Origin of the sequence: Pseudomonas sp. B6001 (assembly GCF_013386015.1) — a bacterium.
Classification (GTDB): domain Bacteria; phylum Pseudomonadota; class Gammaproteobacteria; order Pseudomonadales; family Pseudomonadaceae; genus Aquipseudomonas.
In genome coordinates, this window is sequence record NZ_JACAOX010000050.1 from 80,579 (window position 1) to 96,220 (window position 15,642).

18 protein-coding genes are annotated in these 15,642 nt (G+C 62.0%); 10 read left to right on the forward strand and 8 right to left on the reverse strand.

All coding sequences use genetic code 11. From position 1 onward, the window contains the following. The first annotated feature begins 95 nt into the window (after positions 1-95). The 3 genes from cysT to HX821_RS30775 are packed head-to-tail and all read left to right on the forward strand — an operon-like array spanning position 96 to position 2,784. Positions 96-914 (forward strand): sulfate ABC transporter permease subunit CysT, encoded by an 819-nt coding sequence (gene cysT, locus HX821_RS30765; protein ID WP_003218141.1) that lies wholly within the window; start codon positions 96-98, stop codon positions 912-914. A 13-nt stretch (positions 915-927) separates the two neighbouring features. Next, positions 928-1,800 (forward strand): sulfate ABC transporter permease subunit CysW, encoded by an 873-nt coding sequence (gene cysW / locus HX821_RS30770; RefSeq protein ID WP_003218139.1) that lies wholly within the window; start codon positions 928-930, stop codon positions 1,798-1,800. Positions 1,801-1,803: 3 nt separating this feature from the next. Further along, a complete protein-coding gene (locus HX821_RS30775; protein ID WP_003218138.1) occupies positions 1,804-2,784 on the forward strand; it encodes a sulfate/molybdate ABC transporter ATP-binding protein in 981 nt (326 codons plus the stop codon). A 126-nt stretch (positions 2,785-2,910) separates the two neighbouring features. Here HX821_RS30775 and HX821_RS30780 read toward each other — a convergent pair whose 3' ends face one another. Then, a complete protein-coding gene (locus tag HX821_RS30780) occupies positions 2,911-3,435 on the reverse strand; it encodes a DUF962 domain-containing protein (protein ID WP_177037339.1) in 525 nt (174 codons plus the stop codon). Positions 3,436-3,518: 83 nt separating this feature from the next. On the opposite strand from HX821_RS30780, the gene HX821_RS30785 reads away from it, so the two are divergent. Then, positions 3,519-4,205 (forward strand): Crp/Fnr family transcriptional regulator, encoded by a 687-nt coding sequence (locus tag HX821_RS30785; RefSeq protein WP_003218134.1) that lies wholly within the window; start codon positions 3,519-3,521, stop codon positions 4,203-4,205. Between the two features lie 38 nt (positions 4,206-4,243). Continuing rightward, a complete protein-coding gene (locus tag HX821_RS30790; protein ID WP_003218132.1) occupies positions 4,244-4,609 on the forward strand; it encodes a response regulator in 366 nt (121 codons plus the stop codon). A gap of 73 nt (positions 4,610-4,682) precedes the next feature. On the opposite strand, the gene HX821_RS30795 is transcribed toward HX821_RS30790, so the two are convergent. Next, positions 4,683-5,687 carry an AraC family transcriptional regulator gene (locus HX821_RS30795; RefSeq protein WP_087693638.1) on the reverse strand — a complete coding sequence of 335 codons (1,005 nt, stop codon included), beginning with the start codon at positions 5,685-5,687 and terminating at the stop codon, positions 4,683-4,685. A gap of 101 nt (positions 5,688-5,788) precedes the next feature. On the opposite strand from HX821_RS30795, the gene HX821_RS30800 reads away from it, so the two are divergent. Then, positions 5,789-6,868, forward strand: a complete 1,080-nt coding sequence (locus tag HX821_RS30800) for a fatty acid desaturase (protein WP_102367874.1) — start codon at positions 5,789-5,791, stop codon at positions 6,866-6,868. Between the two features lie 38 nt (positions 6,869-6,906). On the opposite strand, the gene HX821_RS30805 is transcribed toward HX821_RS30800, so the two are convergent. The 6 genes from HX821_RS30805 to HX821_RS30830 all read right to left on the reverse strand — a co-directional run bounded on the left by HX821_RS30805 (position 6,907) and on the right by HX821_RS30830 (position 12,363). Next, positions 6,907-7,218 (reverse strand): putative quinol monooxygenase, encoded by a 312-nt coding sequence (locus HX821_RS30805; RefSeq protein ID WP_003218128.1) that lies wholly within the window; start codon positions 7,216-7,218, stop codon positions 6,907-6,909. Positions 7,219-7,510: 292 nt separating this feature from the next. Beyond that, positions 7,511-8,392 (reverse strand): LysR family transcriptional regulator, encoded by an 882-nt coding sequence (locus tag HX821_RS30810; RefSeq protein WP_177037340.1) that lies wholly within the window; start codon positions 8,390-8,392, stop codon positions 7,511-7,513. 12 nt (positions 8,393-8,404) lie between these two features. Continuing rightward, positions 8,405-9,577: an L-dopachrome tautomerase-related protein gene (locus tag HX821_RS30815; protein WP_177037341.1), complete on the reverse strand. Its 1,173-nt coding sequence runs from the start codon at positions 9,575-9,577 to the stop codon at positions 8,405-8,407. 131 nt (positions 9,578-9,708) lie between these two features. Continuing rightward, positions 9,709-10,641, reverse strand: a complete 933-nt coding sequence (locus tag HX821_RS30820; RefSeq protein ID WP_003218124.1) for a LysR family transcriptional regulator — start codon at positions 10,639-10,641, stop codon at positions 9,709-9,711. Positions 10,642-10,715: 74 nt separating this feature from the next. Next, positions 10,716-11,915 carry a CynX/NimT family MFS transporter gene (locus HX821_RS30825; protein ID WP_134325532.1) on the reverse strand — a complete coding sequence of 400 codons (1,200 nt, stop codon included), beginning with the start codon at positions 11,913-11,915 and terminating at the stop codon, positions 10,716-10,718. Further along, positions 11,902-12,363 carry a nucleoside deaminase gene (locus tag HX821_RS30830; protein ID WP_177037342.1) on the reverse strand — a complete coding sequence of 154 codons (462 nt, stop codon included), beginning with the start codon at positions 12,361-12,363 and terminating at the stop codon, positions 11,902-11,904. The genes HX821_RS30825 and HX821_RS30830 overlap by 14 nt, the downstream gene beginning before the upstream one ends. Before the next feature lie 105 nt (positions 12,364-12,468). On the opposite strand from HX821_RS30830, the gene HX821_RS30835 reads away from it, so the two are divergent. From HX821_RS30835 to HX821_RS30850, 4 genes are all read left to right on the forward strand, one after another. Then, positions 12,469-13,320 carry a LysR family transcriptional regulator gene (locus HX821_RS30835; RefSeq protein WP_008433713.1) on the forward strand — a complete coding sequence of 284 codons (852 nt, stop codon included), beginning with the start codon at positions 12,469-12,471 and terminating at the stop codon, positions 13,318-13,320. 240 nt (positions 13,321-13,560) lie between these two features. Further along, on the forward strand, positions 13,561-14,373 hold the full coding sequence (locus tag HX821_RS30840; protein WP_003218120.1) for an energy transducer TonB: 813 nt from the start codon (positions 13,561-13,563) through the stop codon (positions 14,371-14,373). Between the two features lie 50 nt (positions 14,374-14,423). Continuing rightward, positions 14,424-15,149: a MotA/TolQ/ExbB proton channel family protein gene (locus tag HX821_RS30845; RefSeq protein ID WP_085984637.1), complete on the forward strand. Its 726-nt coding sequence runs from the start codon at positions 14,424-14,426 to the stop codon at positions 15,147-15,149. A gap of 1 nt (position 15,150) precedes the next feature. Next, on the forward strand, positions 15,151-15,552 hold the full coding sequence (locus HX821_RS30850; protein WP_017478080.1) for a biopolymer transporter ExbD: 402 nt from the start codon (positions 15,151-15,153) through the stop codon (positions 15,550-15,552). Positions 15,553-15,642: the final 90 nt, after the last annotated feature.

A 15,642-nucleotide genomic window follows, 5' to 3' on the forward strand; every position in this document is an offset into this window, starting at 1 on the left:
GTAACTGATACACCGAGGTGCCGGCATCGCAGGCAAGCCAGCTCCCACAGAAGCTCGCTCCTACAGTGGTATCTACCCGCTAACCAAGGACTCTTATGTCGCGTCGTATCTCCCCCGTCATACCCGGCTTCGGGCTGACGCTGGGCTACACCGTGGTGTACCTCAGCCTGATCGTACTCATCCCCCTTGCGGCGATGTTTGTACATGCCGCTCAACTCACCTGGGATCAGTTCTGGAACATCATCTCCGCACCGCGTGTGCTGGCGGCGTTGAAACTGAGCTTCGGCACTGCGTTGTATGCCGCGATCATCAACGGCGTGATCGGTACCCTGCTGGCATGGGTACTGGTGCGCTACACCTTCCCCGGGCGCAAGATCATCGATGCGATGATCGACTTGCCGTTCGCCCTGCCCACCGCCGTCGCCGGTATTGCACTCACCGCGCTGTACACGCCCACTGGCCTGGTAGGCCAGTTCGCCGCCGACCTGGGCTTCAAGATCGCCTACACCCCCCTGGGCATCACTCTCGCGCTGACCTTCGTCACGCTGCCATTCGTGGTGCGTACCGTGCAGCCGGTGTTGGCCGATATCCCCCGGGAAATCGAAGAAGCCGCCGCCTGTCTCGGCGCCAAGCCCCTGCAAGTGTTCCGCTACATCCTGGTACCGGCGCTGCTGCCTGCCTGGTTGACCGGCTTCGCCTTGGCGTTTGCACGAGGTGTCGGTGAGTACGGCTCGGTGATCTTCATCGCCGGCAACATGCCGATGAAAACCGAGATCCTGCCGCTGCTGATCATGGTCAAGCTCGACCAATACGACTACCACGGCGCCACGTCCATCGGTGTGCTGATGCTGGTGGTTTCCTTTGTCCTGCTGCTGCTGATCAACTTGCTGCAGCGGCGCATCGAACACCCATAAGGAGGCGCGGAACATGTCCCAATCGTCTATTTCCGCCGCGTCCTCGGCAAACGCTGCCCGTCGTGGCAGTGCGGTGTCCCGACGCATCCTGATCAGCCTTGGCTGGCTGGTGTTCTTCCTGTTTTTGTTGCTGCCGCTGTTTATCGTGGTGTCCCAGGGCCTGAAGAATGGCCTGGGTGCGTTCTTCACCGCGATCCTTGAGCCGGACGCGCTGTCGGCATTGAAACTCACGGTGATCGCCGTGGTGATTTCGGTACCGCTCAACGTGGTGTTCGGCGTCAGCGCCGCCTGGTGCGTGAGCAAGTACTCGTTCCGTGGCAAAAGTATCCTGGTGACCCTGATCGACCTGCCGTTCTCGGTATCGCCGGTGATCGCCGGCCTGGTCTACGTGTTGATGTTCGGCGCCCAGGGCTTCTTTGGCCCGTGGCTGCAAGACCATGACATCCAGATCGTGTTCGCCTTGCCGGGCATCGTGCTGGCGACCATCTTCGTCACCGTGCCGTTCGTGGCGCGTGAGCTGATCCCGCTGATGCAGGAGCAGGGCACCCAGGAAGAAGAGGCCGCGCGCCTGCTGGGCGCCAATGGTTGGCAGATGTTCTGGCATGTCACCGTGCCGAACATCAAGTGGGGCCTGATCTACGGCGTGGTGCTGTGTACCGCGCGGGCCATGGGTGAGTTCGGTGCGGTGTCGGTGGTGTCCGGCCACATTCGCGGCGTGACCAACACCTTGCCGCTGCACGTCGAGATCCTCTACAACGAATACAACCACGTCGCCGCGTTTGCCGTCGCGAGCCTGTTGCTGATCCTGGCGCTCTTCATCCTGCTGCTCAAGCAGTGGAGCGAGAACCGTATCAACCGCCTGCGCAAAAGTGCTGGTGAGGAATAAGTCATGTCGATCGAAGTCCGTAATGTCAGCAAGAATTTCAACGCCTTCAAGGCCCTGAACAGCATCAATCTGGACATCCAGAGTGGCGAGCTGGTGGCGTTGCTGGGCCCGTCCGGCTGCGGCAAGACCACCCTGCTGCGGATCATCGCCGGTCTCGAAACCCCGGATGCCGGCAACATCGTATTCCATGGTGAAGACGTCTCCGGCCACGACGTGCGTGATCGCAACGTCGGCTTTGTGTTCCAGCACTACGCGCTGTTCCGCCACATGACCGTGTTCGACAACGTCGCGTTCGGCCTGCGGATGAAACCGAAAAACCAGCGCCCCACCGAAAGCCAGATCGCCGTGAAAGTCCACGAGCTGCTGAACATGGTGCAGCTCGATTGGCTGTCGGATCGCTACCCGGAACAACTCTCCGGCGGCCAGCGCCAGCGTATCGCCCTGGCGCGCGCCCTGGCGGTAGAGCCGAAAGTGCTGCTGCTGGATGAACCCTTCGGCGCCCTGGATGCCAAGGTTCGTAAAGAACTGCGCCGCTGGCTGGCGCGCCTGCACGAAGACATCAACCTGACCTCGGTGTTCGTGACCCACGACCAGGAAGAAGCCATGGAAGTGGCGGACCGCATCGTGGTGATGAACAAGGGCGTGATCGAGCAGATTGGCTCACCGGGCGAAGTCTACGAAAACCCGGCCAGTGATTTTGTTTATCACTTCCTCGGCGACTCCAACCGCCTGCATTTGGGGGAAGACAAGCACGTGCTGTTCCGCCCGCATGAAGTGTCGCTGTCGCGCCATGAACTGGAAGACCACCACGCGGCTGAAGTGCGTGATATTCGCCCGCTTGGCGCGACCACCCGGGTGACCCTGAAGGTCGAAGGCCAGAGCGAGTTGATTGAGGCTGAAGTGGTGAAAGACCACGACAGCCTGACCGGCCTGGCGCGGGGCGAGACGTTGTTCTTCAAGCCCAAGGTCTGGCAAAAAGCCTAAAAGCGCCGCAAAACCCATGTGGGAGCGGGCTTGCTCGCGAATGCGGTGGTTCAGTCGGTACATCCGGTGACTGACACTCCGCTTTCGCGAGCAAGCCCGCTCCCACATTTGGATCTCCAGTGTTGCTCAGGCCGTGGCGTTCTTGTGCCGCACGGCCACGGGCCCTGAGCGCTCTTCAATCTGCCGCTTCAGCTCATGCCGCAGCCCCACCAGGAACGCCAACTCCGCCACCACAAACAACGGCCCCACGATCAACCCGGACACGTCATCGACAAACGCCGGTTTGCGCCCCTCGTAGTAATGCCCCACAAACTGGATCACCCAGCCCACCACGAACATGCCGATGCCGCTGCTCAGCCACACCAGCGTGCTTTGTGCCGCCAGCACATGCCCGGCCCACACCGACAGGCCCATCAGCACCGTCATCAGCATGCCGAGCGCCAGTTCCAGGCGCAGGTAGAACCATGCCGAAAGCAGCGCCACTACCACCGCGGGCGACAGCCACAGCCCGGCCACCGTCCATTCGGGGCGTGACAGCAGCACGGCCACCGCCACCACAATCAGCGGGATGCCGATAAAGTGGCTGGCGATATTGCGCGGGTCGCGGTGGTAGGCGGCGTATTGACTGAGGTGGTCGACGAGGCTTTTCATTGTTGTTCCTCCTGTAGGATGTTTGATCATGCCCTGTAGGCCCACGACACACTGTCAACTGGCCGACAATCTTCGGAGTTCGCATGGATGTAGAGAAATGGCACCCACGGCTGGCCACCGGTCACTGGTACAGCCATCTGCCTGCTGATCTACAGAATAGCTTGCTGGCCAGCGCCCGGTTGCGGCAGCTGACGGCGGGGCAATATCTGTTCAAACGCGGCGATCCGCCGTGTGGGTTGTACGCGGTGCTGGAGGGCTCCCTGCGTATCAGCGCGGTGAACGAGCAGGGCAAGGAGGCAGTGTTGAGCCTGGCGGAGTTGCCATACTGGTTCGGCGAAATCTCATTGTTCGACGGGTTGCCCCGCACCCACGATGCCTGCGCCGTCGGGCCGTGTACGTTGCTGCAGGTACCGCAGCCGGCGTTGCTGCACATTCTTGAACAGACTCCGCGTTACTGGCGCGACATGGCCCTGTTGATGAGCCAGAAACTGCGCCTGACCTTTATCAATATCGAGCAATTGAGCCTGATGCCGGCGTCGGTGCGAGTGGCGCACCGCCTGCTGATGATCGCCGAGGGCTATGGCGACATCGAGCAGGCCCGGCAGGTGCTGCAACTGCCCCAGGAAGACTTGGCCGCGATGCTGAGCCTGTCGCGCCAGACCACCAATGCGTTGCTCAAGGACCTGCAAGGCCAGGGCATCGTGCGCCTGGGCTATGGCGAGATCGAAATCCTCGACCCGCAACGTTTGCGCGAGGCGGCGCATGCCTGAGGGTGGTAGCCTGCGTTCACGATTATTCGAGGTGTGTTATGCGCGTCCTGCTAGTGGAACACGAGTCAGAGGCGGCCGAGGCGATGGGCCGCAGTCTTGAAGAGGCCAGCTACACGGTGGAGGTGGCGGCCAATGGCATGGCGGCCCTGCGCTTTGTGGAAAGCACCGAATACGACCTGGTGATCCTGGATGTGATGCTGCCGGGGCTGAATGCCTGGAAGCTGCAGCAGGCGATCCGGTTGAAGGGTGAGACGCCGATGTTGTTTTTGACCACGCCTGACGGGATTGAAGATCGGCTGCGTGGGCTGGAATTGCATGAGGATGATTATTTGCTCAAGCCGTTTGAAGCCCGGGCGTTGGTGGCGCGGGTGAAGAAAGTGTTGCGGCGGGATCGCGGGCGCTGACTGCCACTGGCTTTTGTGGTGTTTGATCGACCGCTTGCTCGCGAAGAGGCCCTCGCAGCCGCCGCAACTCCAGCTACCTCAACCCATCCCGAAACTGCCCCGGCGTGATCCCTGTCCAGCGCTTGAACGCCCGGTTGAAGCTGCTGGTATCGGCAAACCCCAGCAAATGACTGATCTCCGCCAGCGAACACTCGGGATCCCGCAGATGCAGCAGCGCGAGGTTCTCCCGGCATTCGTTCAGCAGCGCATCAAACCGGCAGCCCTCATCCGCCAGATGCCGCTGCAAGCTGCGCAAACTCAGATGCAACGCCTGGGCGATGCGCTCGGCGCTCGGCTCACCGTCAGGCAACTGCGCTTCGATGGCCGAACGCACCTTGCGTTCCCAGGTCAGCGGCCGCAGTTGCGCCAGGGTGCGCTTGAGCACGGTTTCATTGTGCTCGGCCAACTCGGGGTTGGCATCGTCCAGGTGGCTGTCAAAGTCCCGGGCCGCAAATTCCAGACGGTCTTCCTCGGCGGCAAAAAACACCGGCGCGCGAAATACCGTGTGCCACGGCTTGGGATCAGCCGGCTCGGGCCGCCGCAGGTACACCGCCAGCGGCGCGTACTCCCGGCCCAGGCGATTGCGGCAGGTGCGCACGTAAATCGCGGCGAACGCATCAATCGCCTCAAACGCGGGTGCGGGTGTACCGGCGGGCTGTTGCAGGCGAAAGCGGTAACGTTCGCCCTCCCGGCTAAGCTCCAGGCTCAGTGCGTCGCTGACCACCTGGTGATAGCGCACGATCCGCTCGAACACTTCCCGCAGGCTGCCGCTGGCCACCAGCGCATAACCCAGCGCGTGAAAGGTGGTGGGGCTGACAAACCGCGACACCCGCAAGCCAATCGCCGGGTCGCCGCTGGCCTGTACCGCCAGTTCCCACAGGCGCGTGGTGGCCGATAGCGGGTAGCGCGCGTTCGGATCTTCCATCAACTGCGGGTCGAGCCCGGCCTGGGCGCACAGCGCGGCGCTGTCGAGGCCCAGGGCGTCGAGCTGCTTGCGCAGGGCGCGGGTCCAGCTGGCGAGAGAGGTCGGTTCGGTCATGTTGATTGGCGCTTGCGGTCAACAGGTTGGCGTGTGGGGCTAGCGTCCCGCCAGATCGCATAGGGCAGGATGTACGCATCAATAAGACAGAGGATGGAAGCATGGACGGTACTTCTGCAAGCCCCCGGCAGATGAACGCACAACAGCGTTCAGCGCATATTCGTGAAGTGGTGCTGGCCGAGGGGCTGTTATTGCGCCAGCGCCACCCCTGGCTGCTGCATCAGGATGCGTTGGGCGCGGGCATCCTGGCCTTTGCCCTGGTGGGCATGCTGGGTTCGGCGGCGCTGTATATCACCGGGCACATGGCGTGGTGGGTGTGCCTGCTGCTCAACGCATTCCTCGCGTCATTGACCCACGAACTGGAACACGACCTGATCCACAGCATGTACTTTCGCAAGCAGCGCCTGCCCCACAACCTGATGATGGGCCTGGTGTGGCTGGCGCGGCCCAGCACCATCAACCCTTGGGTACGGCGCCATATCCACCTCAATCACCACAAGGTTTCCGGCAGCGAAACCGACATCGAAGAGCGCGCGATCACCAACGGTGAACCGTGGGGCCTGGCACGTTTGCTGATGGTCGGCGACAACATCATGTCGGCACTGATCCGGGTGCTGCGGGCACCGTCCTGGAAGCACAAGCTGGGCATTCTCAAGCGCACGGCGCTGGTCTACGCACCGCTGGCGCTGCTGCATTGGGGCGCGTGGTATGTGTTCCTCGGCTTCCATGCCGCGAATGGCATCGCCAGCCTGCTGGGCGCGCCAATCGACTGGTCAGCCAACACCTTGGCAGTGATGCACATCATCGACATCGCCGCCGTGGTGATCATCGGGCCCAACGTGCTGCGCACCTTCTGCCTGCATTTTGTCAGCTCCAACATGCACTACTACGGCGACATCGAGCCGGGCAATGTGATCCAGCAAACCCAGGTGCTCAACCCATGGTGGTTGTGGCCGTTGCAGGCGTTCTGCTTCAATTTCGGCAGTACCCACGGGATTCATCACTTTGTGGTCAAGGAGCCGTTCTACATCCGCCAGATGACGGTGAAAACGGCGCACAAGGTGATGGCGGAGATGGGCGTGCGCTTCAACGATTTTGGCACGTTTGCCCGGGCCAATCGGTTTGCGCGCCAGGAGGGACGGCTGAGCGAACTCAACCCGGTGGAAAGGACAGCGAGCTGAGCAAGCGTCCCGGTCACCCTGGGGTGACCGGGTGCGATTTACTGAATGGCCTGGTAGAAGTTCACCTGTGCTTCATCCAGGTACGCGAGGATTTTCGCCGGCAGACGCTCGGTGGGTTTCGCCGGGCCGAAGGCTTTGTAGAGCGTTTCGAAATGCGCGTGCAGGTCCGCGACGCTTTCCCACTGTTCGTTGAGAAAGAACCGGTTGGGGTTCTCTTCATCCTTATGCCATTGATAGACCACGGCCTTGTCGTGCTGGTGGGTGAGCTTTTGTGAAACGGCCGCTACATCACGATAGAACTCGGCCTGTTTGCCTTCTTTGATGGTGCCGCTGAAAACCAGGTAGAGCATGTTGGAATCCTCGGTTTGGGGAGATTGCAGAACATCTGCATCGCCAAACTAGCCTCAGTGAGCAGACCCTTGTAGCCAGCCTGCCGCGAATTCAGAATTCGTAAAAGGCCTCGGAATCGAACGGCCGTCTTTGTCCGGTCAGGCCCATGCGTTGCAACACCAGCGCTACCACCGCAGCGGTAACCCGATGGAACGACAAGTCTGTCACCCCTAGTCGAACGACGCGTGGGCCGCTCGCGAGATTTGTTCTGCCTGCAGCTTGGTGAGTCACCGTCATGATTTTTTCCCTATGCTAAAAATCGCCCTGGAACTCGGCGATCATGAACTCGACGAAAGCCCGAGCCTTGGATGAGATCAACCGCGCGCTGGGGTAGATCGCCCAGATATCCCGGGTTTGCTCCAGGACACAGGACGGCATGATTTCCACCAATGCGCCGCTTTCCAGTGAGGGCCTGACGTTCCACTGTGAAACAGAGACGATGCCGAGCCCACCCTCCGCGGCAAGCCGTGCGCTTTCGCCGCAATTGACTCTGAGCGAACCACTGATTGCCGTGACTTTGTGTGAATGGGCACCCACGAAACGCCAATGGTCCTCGTCGCCCAGCAGGATGCAGGAATGATTGGCCAGCTCCGCAGGTGAAGTCGGTTCGCCATGCGCCTGGAGGTAGGCGGGTGCCGCACACAGGATGCGTCTGTCGCAGCCGAGCTTGCGCGCCACCAGGGATGAGTCCTTCAGGGCGGCGATGCGGATTGCCACATCAATCCCGATCTCGGTCAGGTCCTGCATTTGATCGGACAGTATCAGGTCGATCTTCAGCTTCGGGTTGGCGTGCAGGAACCGGGCAATGGCCGGCATCAGGCACATCCGCGCGAAGGACCCGGGGGCGGATACTCTTAACACCCGCTTGGCCACGTCCTTGCCTTTCACCGCGACCAGATAGGCCTCGTCCACGGCTGCCAGCACCCGGATTGCATGGGGCAGAAACAGCGCACCGTCTTCGGTCAGGCTGACCTGGCGGGTGGTGCGATGCAGCAGGCGCATGCCCAGGTATTCTTCAAGCTTCGCCAGTTTGTGGCTGGCCACCGAGGGCGCGAGTCCCAGCTCCCTGCCGGCTGCGGTGATATTGCCCAGCTCTGTTGATCGCATGAACAGGTTCAACGCATCAATATTCATGCTTCGGCGCCGCTAGTGTGTGGGCGCCGGCGCGGCATCGATCTTCACGCGCAGCAGGCTGTAGGGTTTCTGGCGCAAGTCTTTGCCTGCGTGAAAGATGCTTTGGCGGTGCAGCTGATTGGCGATGAAGTACAGGTAGCCATCGGGACCGATTGACAGTGTGTCGGGCCAAAGCACACGCGGATCATGGACGATGGTCTGCCATTGCCCGTTCGCCAGCCGTTTGCGCACGCTGTTGTTTTCGTAGTCGCCGGCATACACGGCCCCCGAGGCGTCGGCTTCAAGCCCGTCCGAGGCGCCTTTTTCCCCGAGGTCTTTGACCGCCATTTCGAGCCGTGCTTCGCTGACTGTCTCGTCACGCAGCAGTGTCGTGGGGATGGCGTACAGGTGCCGACTCGACAGCGGGCAGAAATACAAGGTCTGCCCATCAGCCGACAGGGCGATGCCGTCCGAAGCCACGGCAAAAGGTTGGGTGCCGCCTTTGGCATCCCGCACTTTCAGGACCTGGCCTTCGACCGTGGGTACGAAGTTCGGGTCGACCGAGGTCGAGGGTGCACCACTGAGCCGGCGTATGGCCGTGCCACTGGCGATGTCCATGACGATGATCGCGCCCGGGCCGGTAAGTGAAGAGTCGGTGATATAGATCACGCCTTGGTCACCCACGCGAAAATCAAAGCGCATGTCGTTGACGTAGGTGCCGGGCAGCATGACGTTTTTCGGGAATACGAGGGTCTTGACCACCTTGTTGGTGGCGAGCTCAACTGCGACGAGCTTGGCACCACCTGGCTGTGGAGGCGAGAAGCCAGGCGCCGCGGTGTCCAGTATCCAGAGGCGTCCGCGCCCGTCGGCCACCACGCTTTGTACGCTGATAAACCCTTTGGCCGGGTCTTTGGGGTTGGCCTGGTTTATCGCCTGGTCAGGGTAGGGTACGACTTTGCCGTCGCGCAATTCTGCGACGGTAAACGGCACCTCGTCGCCCCAGCGAGGAAAGTTGACAAAGATGCGTCCGGTCTCGGTAACGCTCACGCCGGTGGGCATGGCATCGTGGAAGGCGTGCACCTGCTCGATGGCGCCAACGCTCTGATCGGCGGGCAGGTTCGCCGGCATGGAAGCCTGGGCGGCGGTGCCGGTGAGGGCCGCTGCCAAGGCAAGGGCAGTCCAACTGATTGGGTATTTCAGGTACATGGCAGGGCTCCAGGTTTTTCTGTTCTGGAGCCAATAGTGTCGGTTCCCGGCAGGCGAAAAAAACCCGCTGATTGCCGATAACAGTTTCATTGAAATCAAGAGAATGGGCTGTCGCGCGCAAGCCTGGTTTTTTAATTGCGGGCGAGCAAGCTTGCTTCAGCAGAGGGGGTATCCACGGTGATCAGGGTTTCGATCATCGCCTTCGCCGCCGGCGACAAGCGAAACCCGGTACGGCTGATGATCCCGCAGCGGTTGTTCAAACTGTCGAGGCTGTGAGGCACGTTGCGCCAGTGCAACACCGTCAGTGCGCCACGGGCAAAGTCTTCGGCAAACGCATCCTCGGCACCCAGGCCAATCGCGTTGGACTGGTGCACGATGGCTGCCAGCGCCGCAAACTGCTCCAGTTCGATAGCGGGAGAAAAGTCGACACGCCCGCTCAGGTTGGCCAGTAGCTTGCGTACCCCGGGAGCGATCAGCGGTGTGGCCAGCGGGTAGTCAAACAGGTCGTTGGTCGAGAGGCTGTCCTTGGCCAGTAACGGGTGCCCGGCGCGGCAGAAAAATACATTGCGCCGGGGTGTCAGGGCCTGGGTCTGGAAATTCGGATCGGCCTCGAAGTGGCGCACATCGGCGATGAAGAATTCGATCTCTTCGCGACTCAAACTGCGTCCGAGTTTTTCCCAGTTATCCACATGCAAACCGCTGCGTACTCGTGGATGAGCGCCGACAAACCGTGCGATCGCTCCAGGCACCAGGTTCACCGCCGCCACGGCATCGCAGCCAAAGCGCAATTCGCCGGCGTCGAGCTTGGTCATGCGGGTGACTTCGTGGCTCAGCCGCGCCGCCCCCTGAACGAGCGACAAGGCATGTTGCAACACCACCTGGCCCTCGGGAGTGGGGCGCAGGTCTTTGTGGGCGCGGTCCACCAGCACACAGCCAAACTCCTGTTCCAGGCTTTGGATGCTGCGGCTGAACGCCGGCTGGGTAATGCCCATGGCGTCGGCGGCGCGCACAAAACTGCGGTACTCGTTCAGAGCAATGAAGTAGCGCAGTTGGCGAAGGTCCATGGAGTTTTCCGGCGTCCTGAAGGAAACCGCGATTCTAATCGCCTCGCTTATTCCGCAAAAGAATGTTCATTGTTTTATCTAGATTCAAATTGCATATCCATAGAGCCTGTGCGGTAGGTGCCCGGGCTGAACACCCGGGTGAGTATCAGCATCGCCACCACCGTCAGCGTCAGCACCATCCAGGCGCTGACGAAACTGCCAGTCAATTCCCGCAGCCAGCCGGTCAGCCACGGTGATACGGCGTTGATCAAAAAGCCCACGCCCTGGACGAACGCCGCCAGTTGGCCGGCCTCCCGAGGGTCGCGGCGGTGATCCAGGGTCAACAACAGGCTCAGGGCGAAACACGCTCCCAGGCCGAAACCGATCAACGCCACCCACACGTGGGGGAATTCCAGCGGCGCCGTCAGCAGGCCGATATAGCCCACGGTCTGGGCCAGCAGGCTGATGCTCAGTAACGGTCGACGATCAATGCCACGTTGCGCCAGTGCCGGCATCAGCAGCGCGGCGATTACCTGGAAGATCGTCATGAACGCCAGCAGCGAACCACTGGGCAGTACGCCCCAACCCAACTGCTGATAGTAGGCCGGCAGCCACGCGACCATGCTCATGTAGCCGCAATTCACCAGGCCGAAATACAGCGCCAGCAACCACGCCCGACGGTTGCGCAGGCCCTGGAACGGCGCCGTCACCTGCGGGTTTTTCGCCGCACCCAATGGCAGCCACGCCCACAACAATAGTGCGCCCAGGGCCGGTAGCAGCCAGATCCCGAGCCCCGCCTGCCACTGCTGGAAATGCCCCGCCACCAACGGGCTGAGCAGGGCGGCCAAGCCACCGCCGCCCATCAGCGAGGCCGAGTAAACCCCCATCGCCAACGGCACGCGCTGGTGAAACTGGCGCTTGATCATCGCCGGCACCAGCGCCTGGATCAGCGCCACACCCGCACCGCCGAACAATGCCGTGGCCAGCAGCGCCGGCGCCTGGCCAAACAGCCAGCGCGCGAGGCACGCCAGCAGAATCATCATCAAGCCCAGGGCGATTCCGCGACGCTCCCCCAGCTTCGCCTCCAGGCGCACCCCCACCAACGCCACCAGGCCCATGCAGATCACCGGCAGGCTGGTGAGCAGGGCGCTGCTCTGGAAACTCAGGCCGGTGGCCAGACGGATTTCCCCCAGCAACGGGCTGATGGAACTGAGGATGGGCCGCAGGTTCAGGCCGAGCACCACCAGCAAACCCCAACCGGCGAGCTTGCCGGCGAACGAATTATTCAGCGTCATGCAGGGCCTGCCACTCGCGGTAAAGGGCTTGCATCGCTGCCTGCGGCAGGTGCTGCACGGGCAATTTTTGCTCCGCCAGCGGCAGCGCCAGTTGCTGGTAGATCGCTGCTGTGGACAAACCAAAGGGCGCCGCCACGTCATTGCTGGCGGCGAATACCACGCGGGATATGCCGCACAGGTGCATTGCACTCAGGCACATCGGGCAGGGCTGGCCGCTGGCGTAGATCACACAACCGTCGAGGCGTGGGCCGAGTTGTTGGCTGGCGGCACGGATGGCGAGCATCTCGGCGTGGGCGGTGGGGTTCTGGCTCAAGTGGATTTCGTTGACCGCCTCCACCAGCACCTCGCCGTCACGCACCAGCACGGCACCAAACGGGCGGCCACCGGCAGCTACGTTGGCCTTGGCCAGTTGCACGGCGTGATGCAGATGCTGTTGATCGTCAGTCATGGAAAACCCCTCGTGCGCAATGAGGCGTGAAGTATGGGCAGCCGCAGGGGTATTCTGAAATTAAATATAACCATGCCAATCAGTGGCAAATGGAATGGTGAGCCCATGTTCGATCCTGTGTTGTTGCGCAGCTTTGTTGCCGTCGTCGATTGCGGCAATTTCACCCGCGCGGCCGAGCGGCTGCACTTGACCCAGTCCACGGTCAGCCAACAGATCCGCCGCCTGGAAGATGCACTGGGTAGCCAGGTGCTCGACCGGGATCAGCGCCGCGTGGTGGCCACGGTGGAGGGCGAGCGCTTGCTGGCGTATGCGCGGCGCATCCTGGCGCTGCACGAAGAGGCGGCCGACGTGCTGATCAATCAGCAGAGTGATGGCGTGTTGCGCCTGGCGGTGCCCGAGGACTTTGCGGCCGAGCGCCTGATGCCGTTGCTGTCGGCGTTTGTGCAGGCTTATCCCCGGGTGCGCCTGGAGGTCACCAGCGGCTTGGGGCCGGAATTGTTGCGGGATTATCGCGGCGGTGAATTCGACGTGCTGCTGGTCAAGCAAATGGGTGACAGCGATGACTGCCTGGTGTCCTGGCCGGAGCCGTTGTGTTGGGTCGACAGCCGCAGTTCGCCGTCCCTGGGACGTGATCCGCTGCCGCTGGTGGCGTTTCCCGCCGGCGGCCTGTACCGCAATGAAATGCTGCATCACCTGGAGGTGGGCGGCTGGCGCTGGCGCATCGGTTATTCCAGCGCCAGCTTGGCCAGCGTGTGTTCGGCGGTGGCGGCGGGGCTGGGGATCAGCCTGTTGCCGGTGCGGGTGGTGCAGCCCGGGCACGTGGTGTTGGGCGCGGACAGCGGTTTGCCTGCGGTGCAGGGCGTGCGGCTGGCGCTGTATGGCCGTAACGGCCTTGGTGCGGCAGGGCAGGCGTTGCTACGCCAATTGCAGGATTTGTGTGCCGGTAATCCACGCTGAGCCATGCCTTCAGTGAATATTTTGTATGCCTCAAAAGCATTGAGATTTTCCCCCTCGGCGCCAGGCCGCGCAGGACGTGGCTTCGGCGTATCCGGATGTTTCGGTTATTCAATTTAGATCTATCTATAACTTTAAAGATTACTTTAAGAGATAAGCGTCTGCCCCCGATGATTCAGCCCTCGACGGCCGCCAAGGCAGGCCCGTCGGTTTTTTTGCTTAAGACCGCAGGGGAGTTAATCAATGGGCAATGTCCAGACCGCCGCCAGTGCACAAGAGGCGCAGTGGCGCCACGCACCGGGTGGTGAGTTGGTCGACCTTGGCCGGCCGCATCGCGCGCCGTTGGGGCAGTTGCGTACGCAGAAAACCCCGAAGGGTGTGTTGAGTCGGCGTGAAGCGATCCTGTTGGGGATTCTCGCGCTGGCCTTGCATGGCGCGGTGATCTATTGGGTCAGCCAGAAGCCAACCCCGGTGCTGCCGATTGTGCCGCCGGAAATCCCGCCGATGACGATCGAATTTTCCCAGCCGGCTCCGCCGGTTGTGGAGCCGCCGCCGCCTGTACCGCCACCGCCGCCGCCACCGGTTGTCGAGCCACCGCCGCCGGTGGTTGATGAATTGGCCGCCAAGCCGGCGCCGAAAAAGATTCCGAAACCCAAGCCGGTGCCAAAGCCTGTGCCCAAGCCCGCACCGAAACCGGTAGCCGAGCAGCCGCCCGCGCCGCCTGTACCCGCGCCACCGGCTCCAGCACCGCCGGCACCGCCTGCGCCCGCGCCGGTCACACCGGCCTCGGCCAACGCCGCGTACCTGAAGAACCCGGCGCCGGAATACCCGTCACTGGCCCAGCGCCGGGGTTGGGAAGGCACGGTGCTGTTGCGGGTGCATGTATTGGCCACCGGCAAGCCGGGTGAGATCCAGATTCAGAAAAGCAGTGGTCGCCAGCAACTCGACGAAGCCGCACTGGCTGCCGTGAAGCGCTGGAGTTTTGTACCGGCCAAGCAGGGTGATGTGGCCCAGGACGGCTGGGTCAGCGTACCGATCGATTTCAAGATTCATTAATTATTGGATGCGGTGTGTTGGACACATCGCGACCTGCACAGAGGGAAAACATCATGGCATTAGCATCTCCAACTGAATCCATCGAAAGCGCGGTGATCTGGCTGCTGGTGGTCTTTTCGGTCGCTACCTGGGGCCTGGCCCTGCTCAAGGGCGTCCAGTTCGGCCGCCTCAAGTCCCAGGATCGCAAGTTCCACAAACAGTTCTGGGCGGCATCCAGCCTGGACTCGGCCGCTGAGTTGGCCGAAACCAAACCCGGCGCCGCCGCTCGTGTGGCCCAGGCCGGTTACGCCGCGATCCAGGTGGGTGAGGCGCCACACGCTGCTGACCTGAGCCAGGCGATCAACCATCAGGACCGTCTTGAACGCGCTTTGCGCCAACAGATCGTGCGTGAGCGCCGCTCCCTGGAAACCGGCCTGGCCGTGGTTGCGAGTATCGGCAGCACCTCGCCGTTTATCGGCCTGTTCGGCACTGTGTGGGGGATCATGGAAGCCCTGAAAGGCATCAGCGCCGCCGGTTCCGCCAGCCTCGAAACCGTGGCCGGGCCGATCGGTGCGGCACTGGTTGCCACGGGTGTGGGTATTGCCGTCGCGGTGCCGGCGGTGCTGGTCTACAACTACTTCCTGCGTCGCCTGAAGCTCACGGCTGCTGACCTGGACGACTTCGCCCACGACTTCTACAGCCTGGCGCAGAAGAACTCGTTCCGCGTGCTGCTGCACCCGACGCTGAGCAAGGCCGGTGCCCAGGGTGGCGCGCAAAAAGTGAAGGAGGCGTCCTGAGATGGCCTTCTCCACGCAAGACAGTGATGAGGTGCTGAGCGAGATCAACGTTACGCCGCTGGTGGACGTGATGCTGGTGCTGCTGGTGGTGTTTATCGTCACGGCGCCGTTGTTGACCAATGCGATTCCGATCAACTTGCCCAAGACCGAGGCCGTGGCCCCGGTGGAGCAGAAGGACCCGCTGGTGGTGAGCATTGATGCGGCCGGGAAACTGTTTATCAACAAGGATGAAATCCAGCCGGATTTGCTGGAGTTCAACTTGCAGTCGGCCAAGGCCAAGGACCCGGAGGTGCGGGTGCAACTGCAGGCTGATGATGGAGTGAACTACGGCGAAGTGGCGCGAGCCATGGCGTCGATCGAGCGCGCGGGGATTACCAAGCTGTCGGTGATTACTGCACGTTAGTTTCAAATGCCTCGACAATTTTTTTGGCCGTCTCCTTGGCAGGGTGCGGCCTTTTTTTGCTTTGGGGGGAGTACATATCCGTTATTTAGG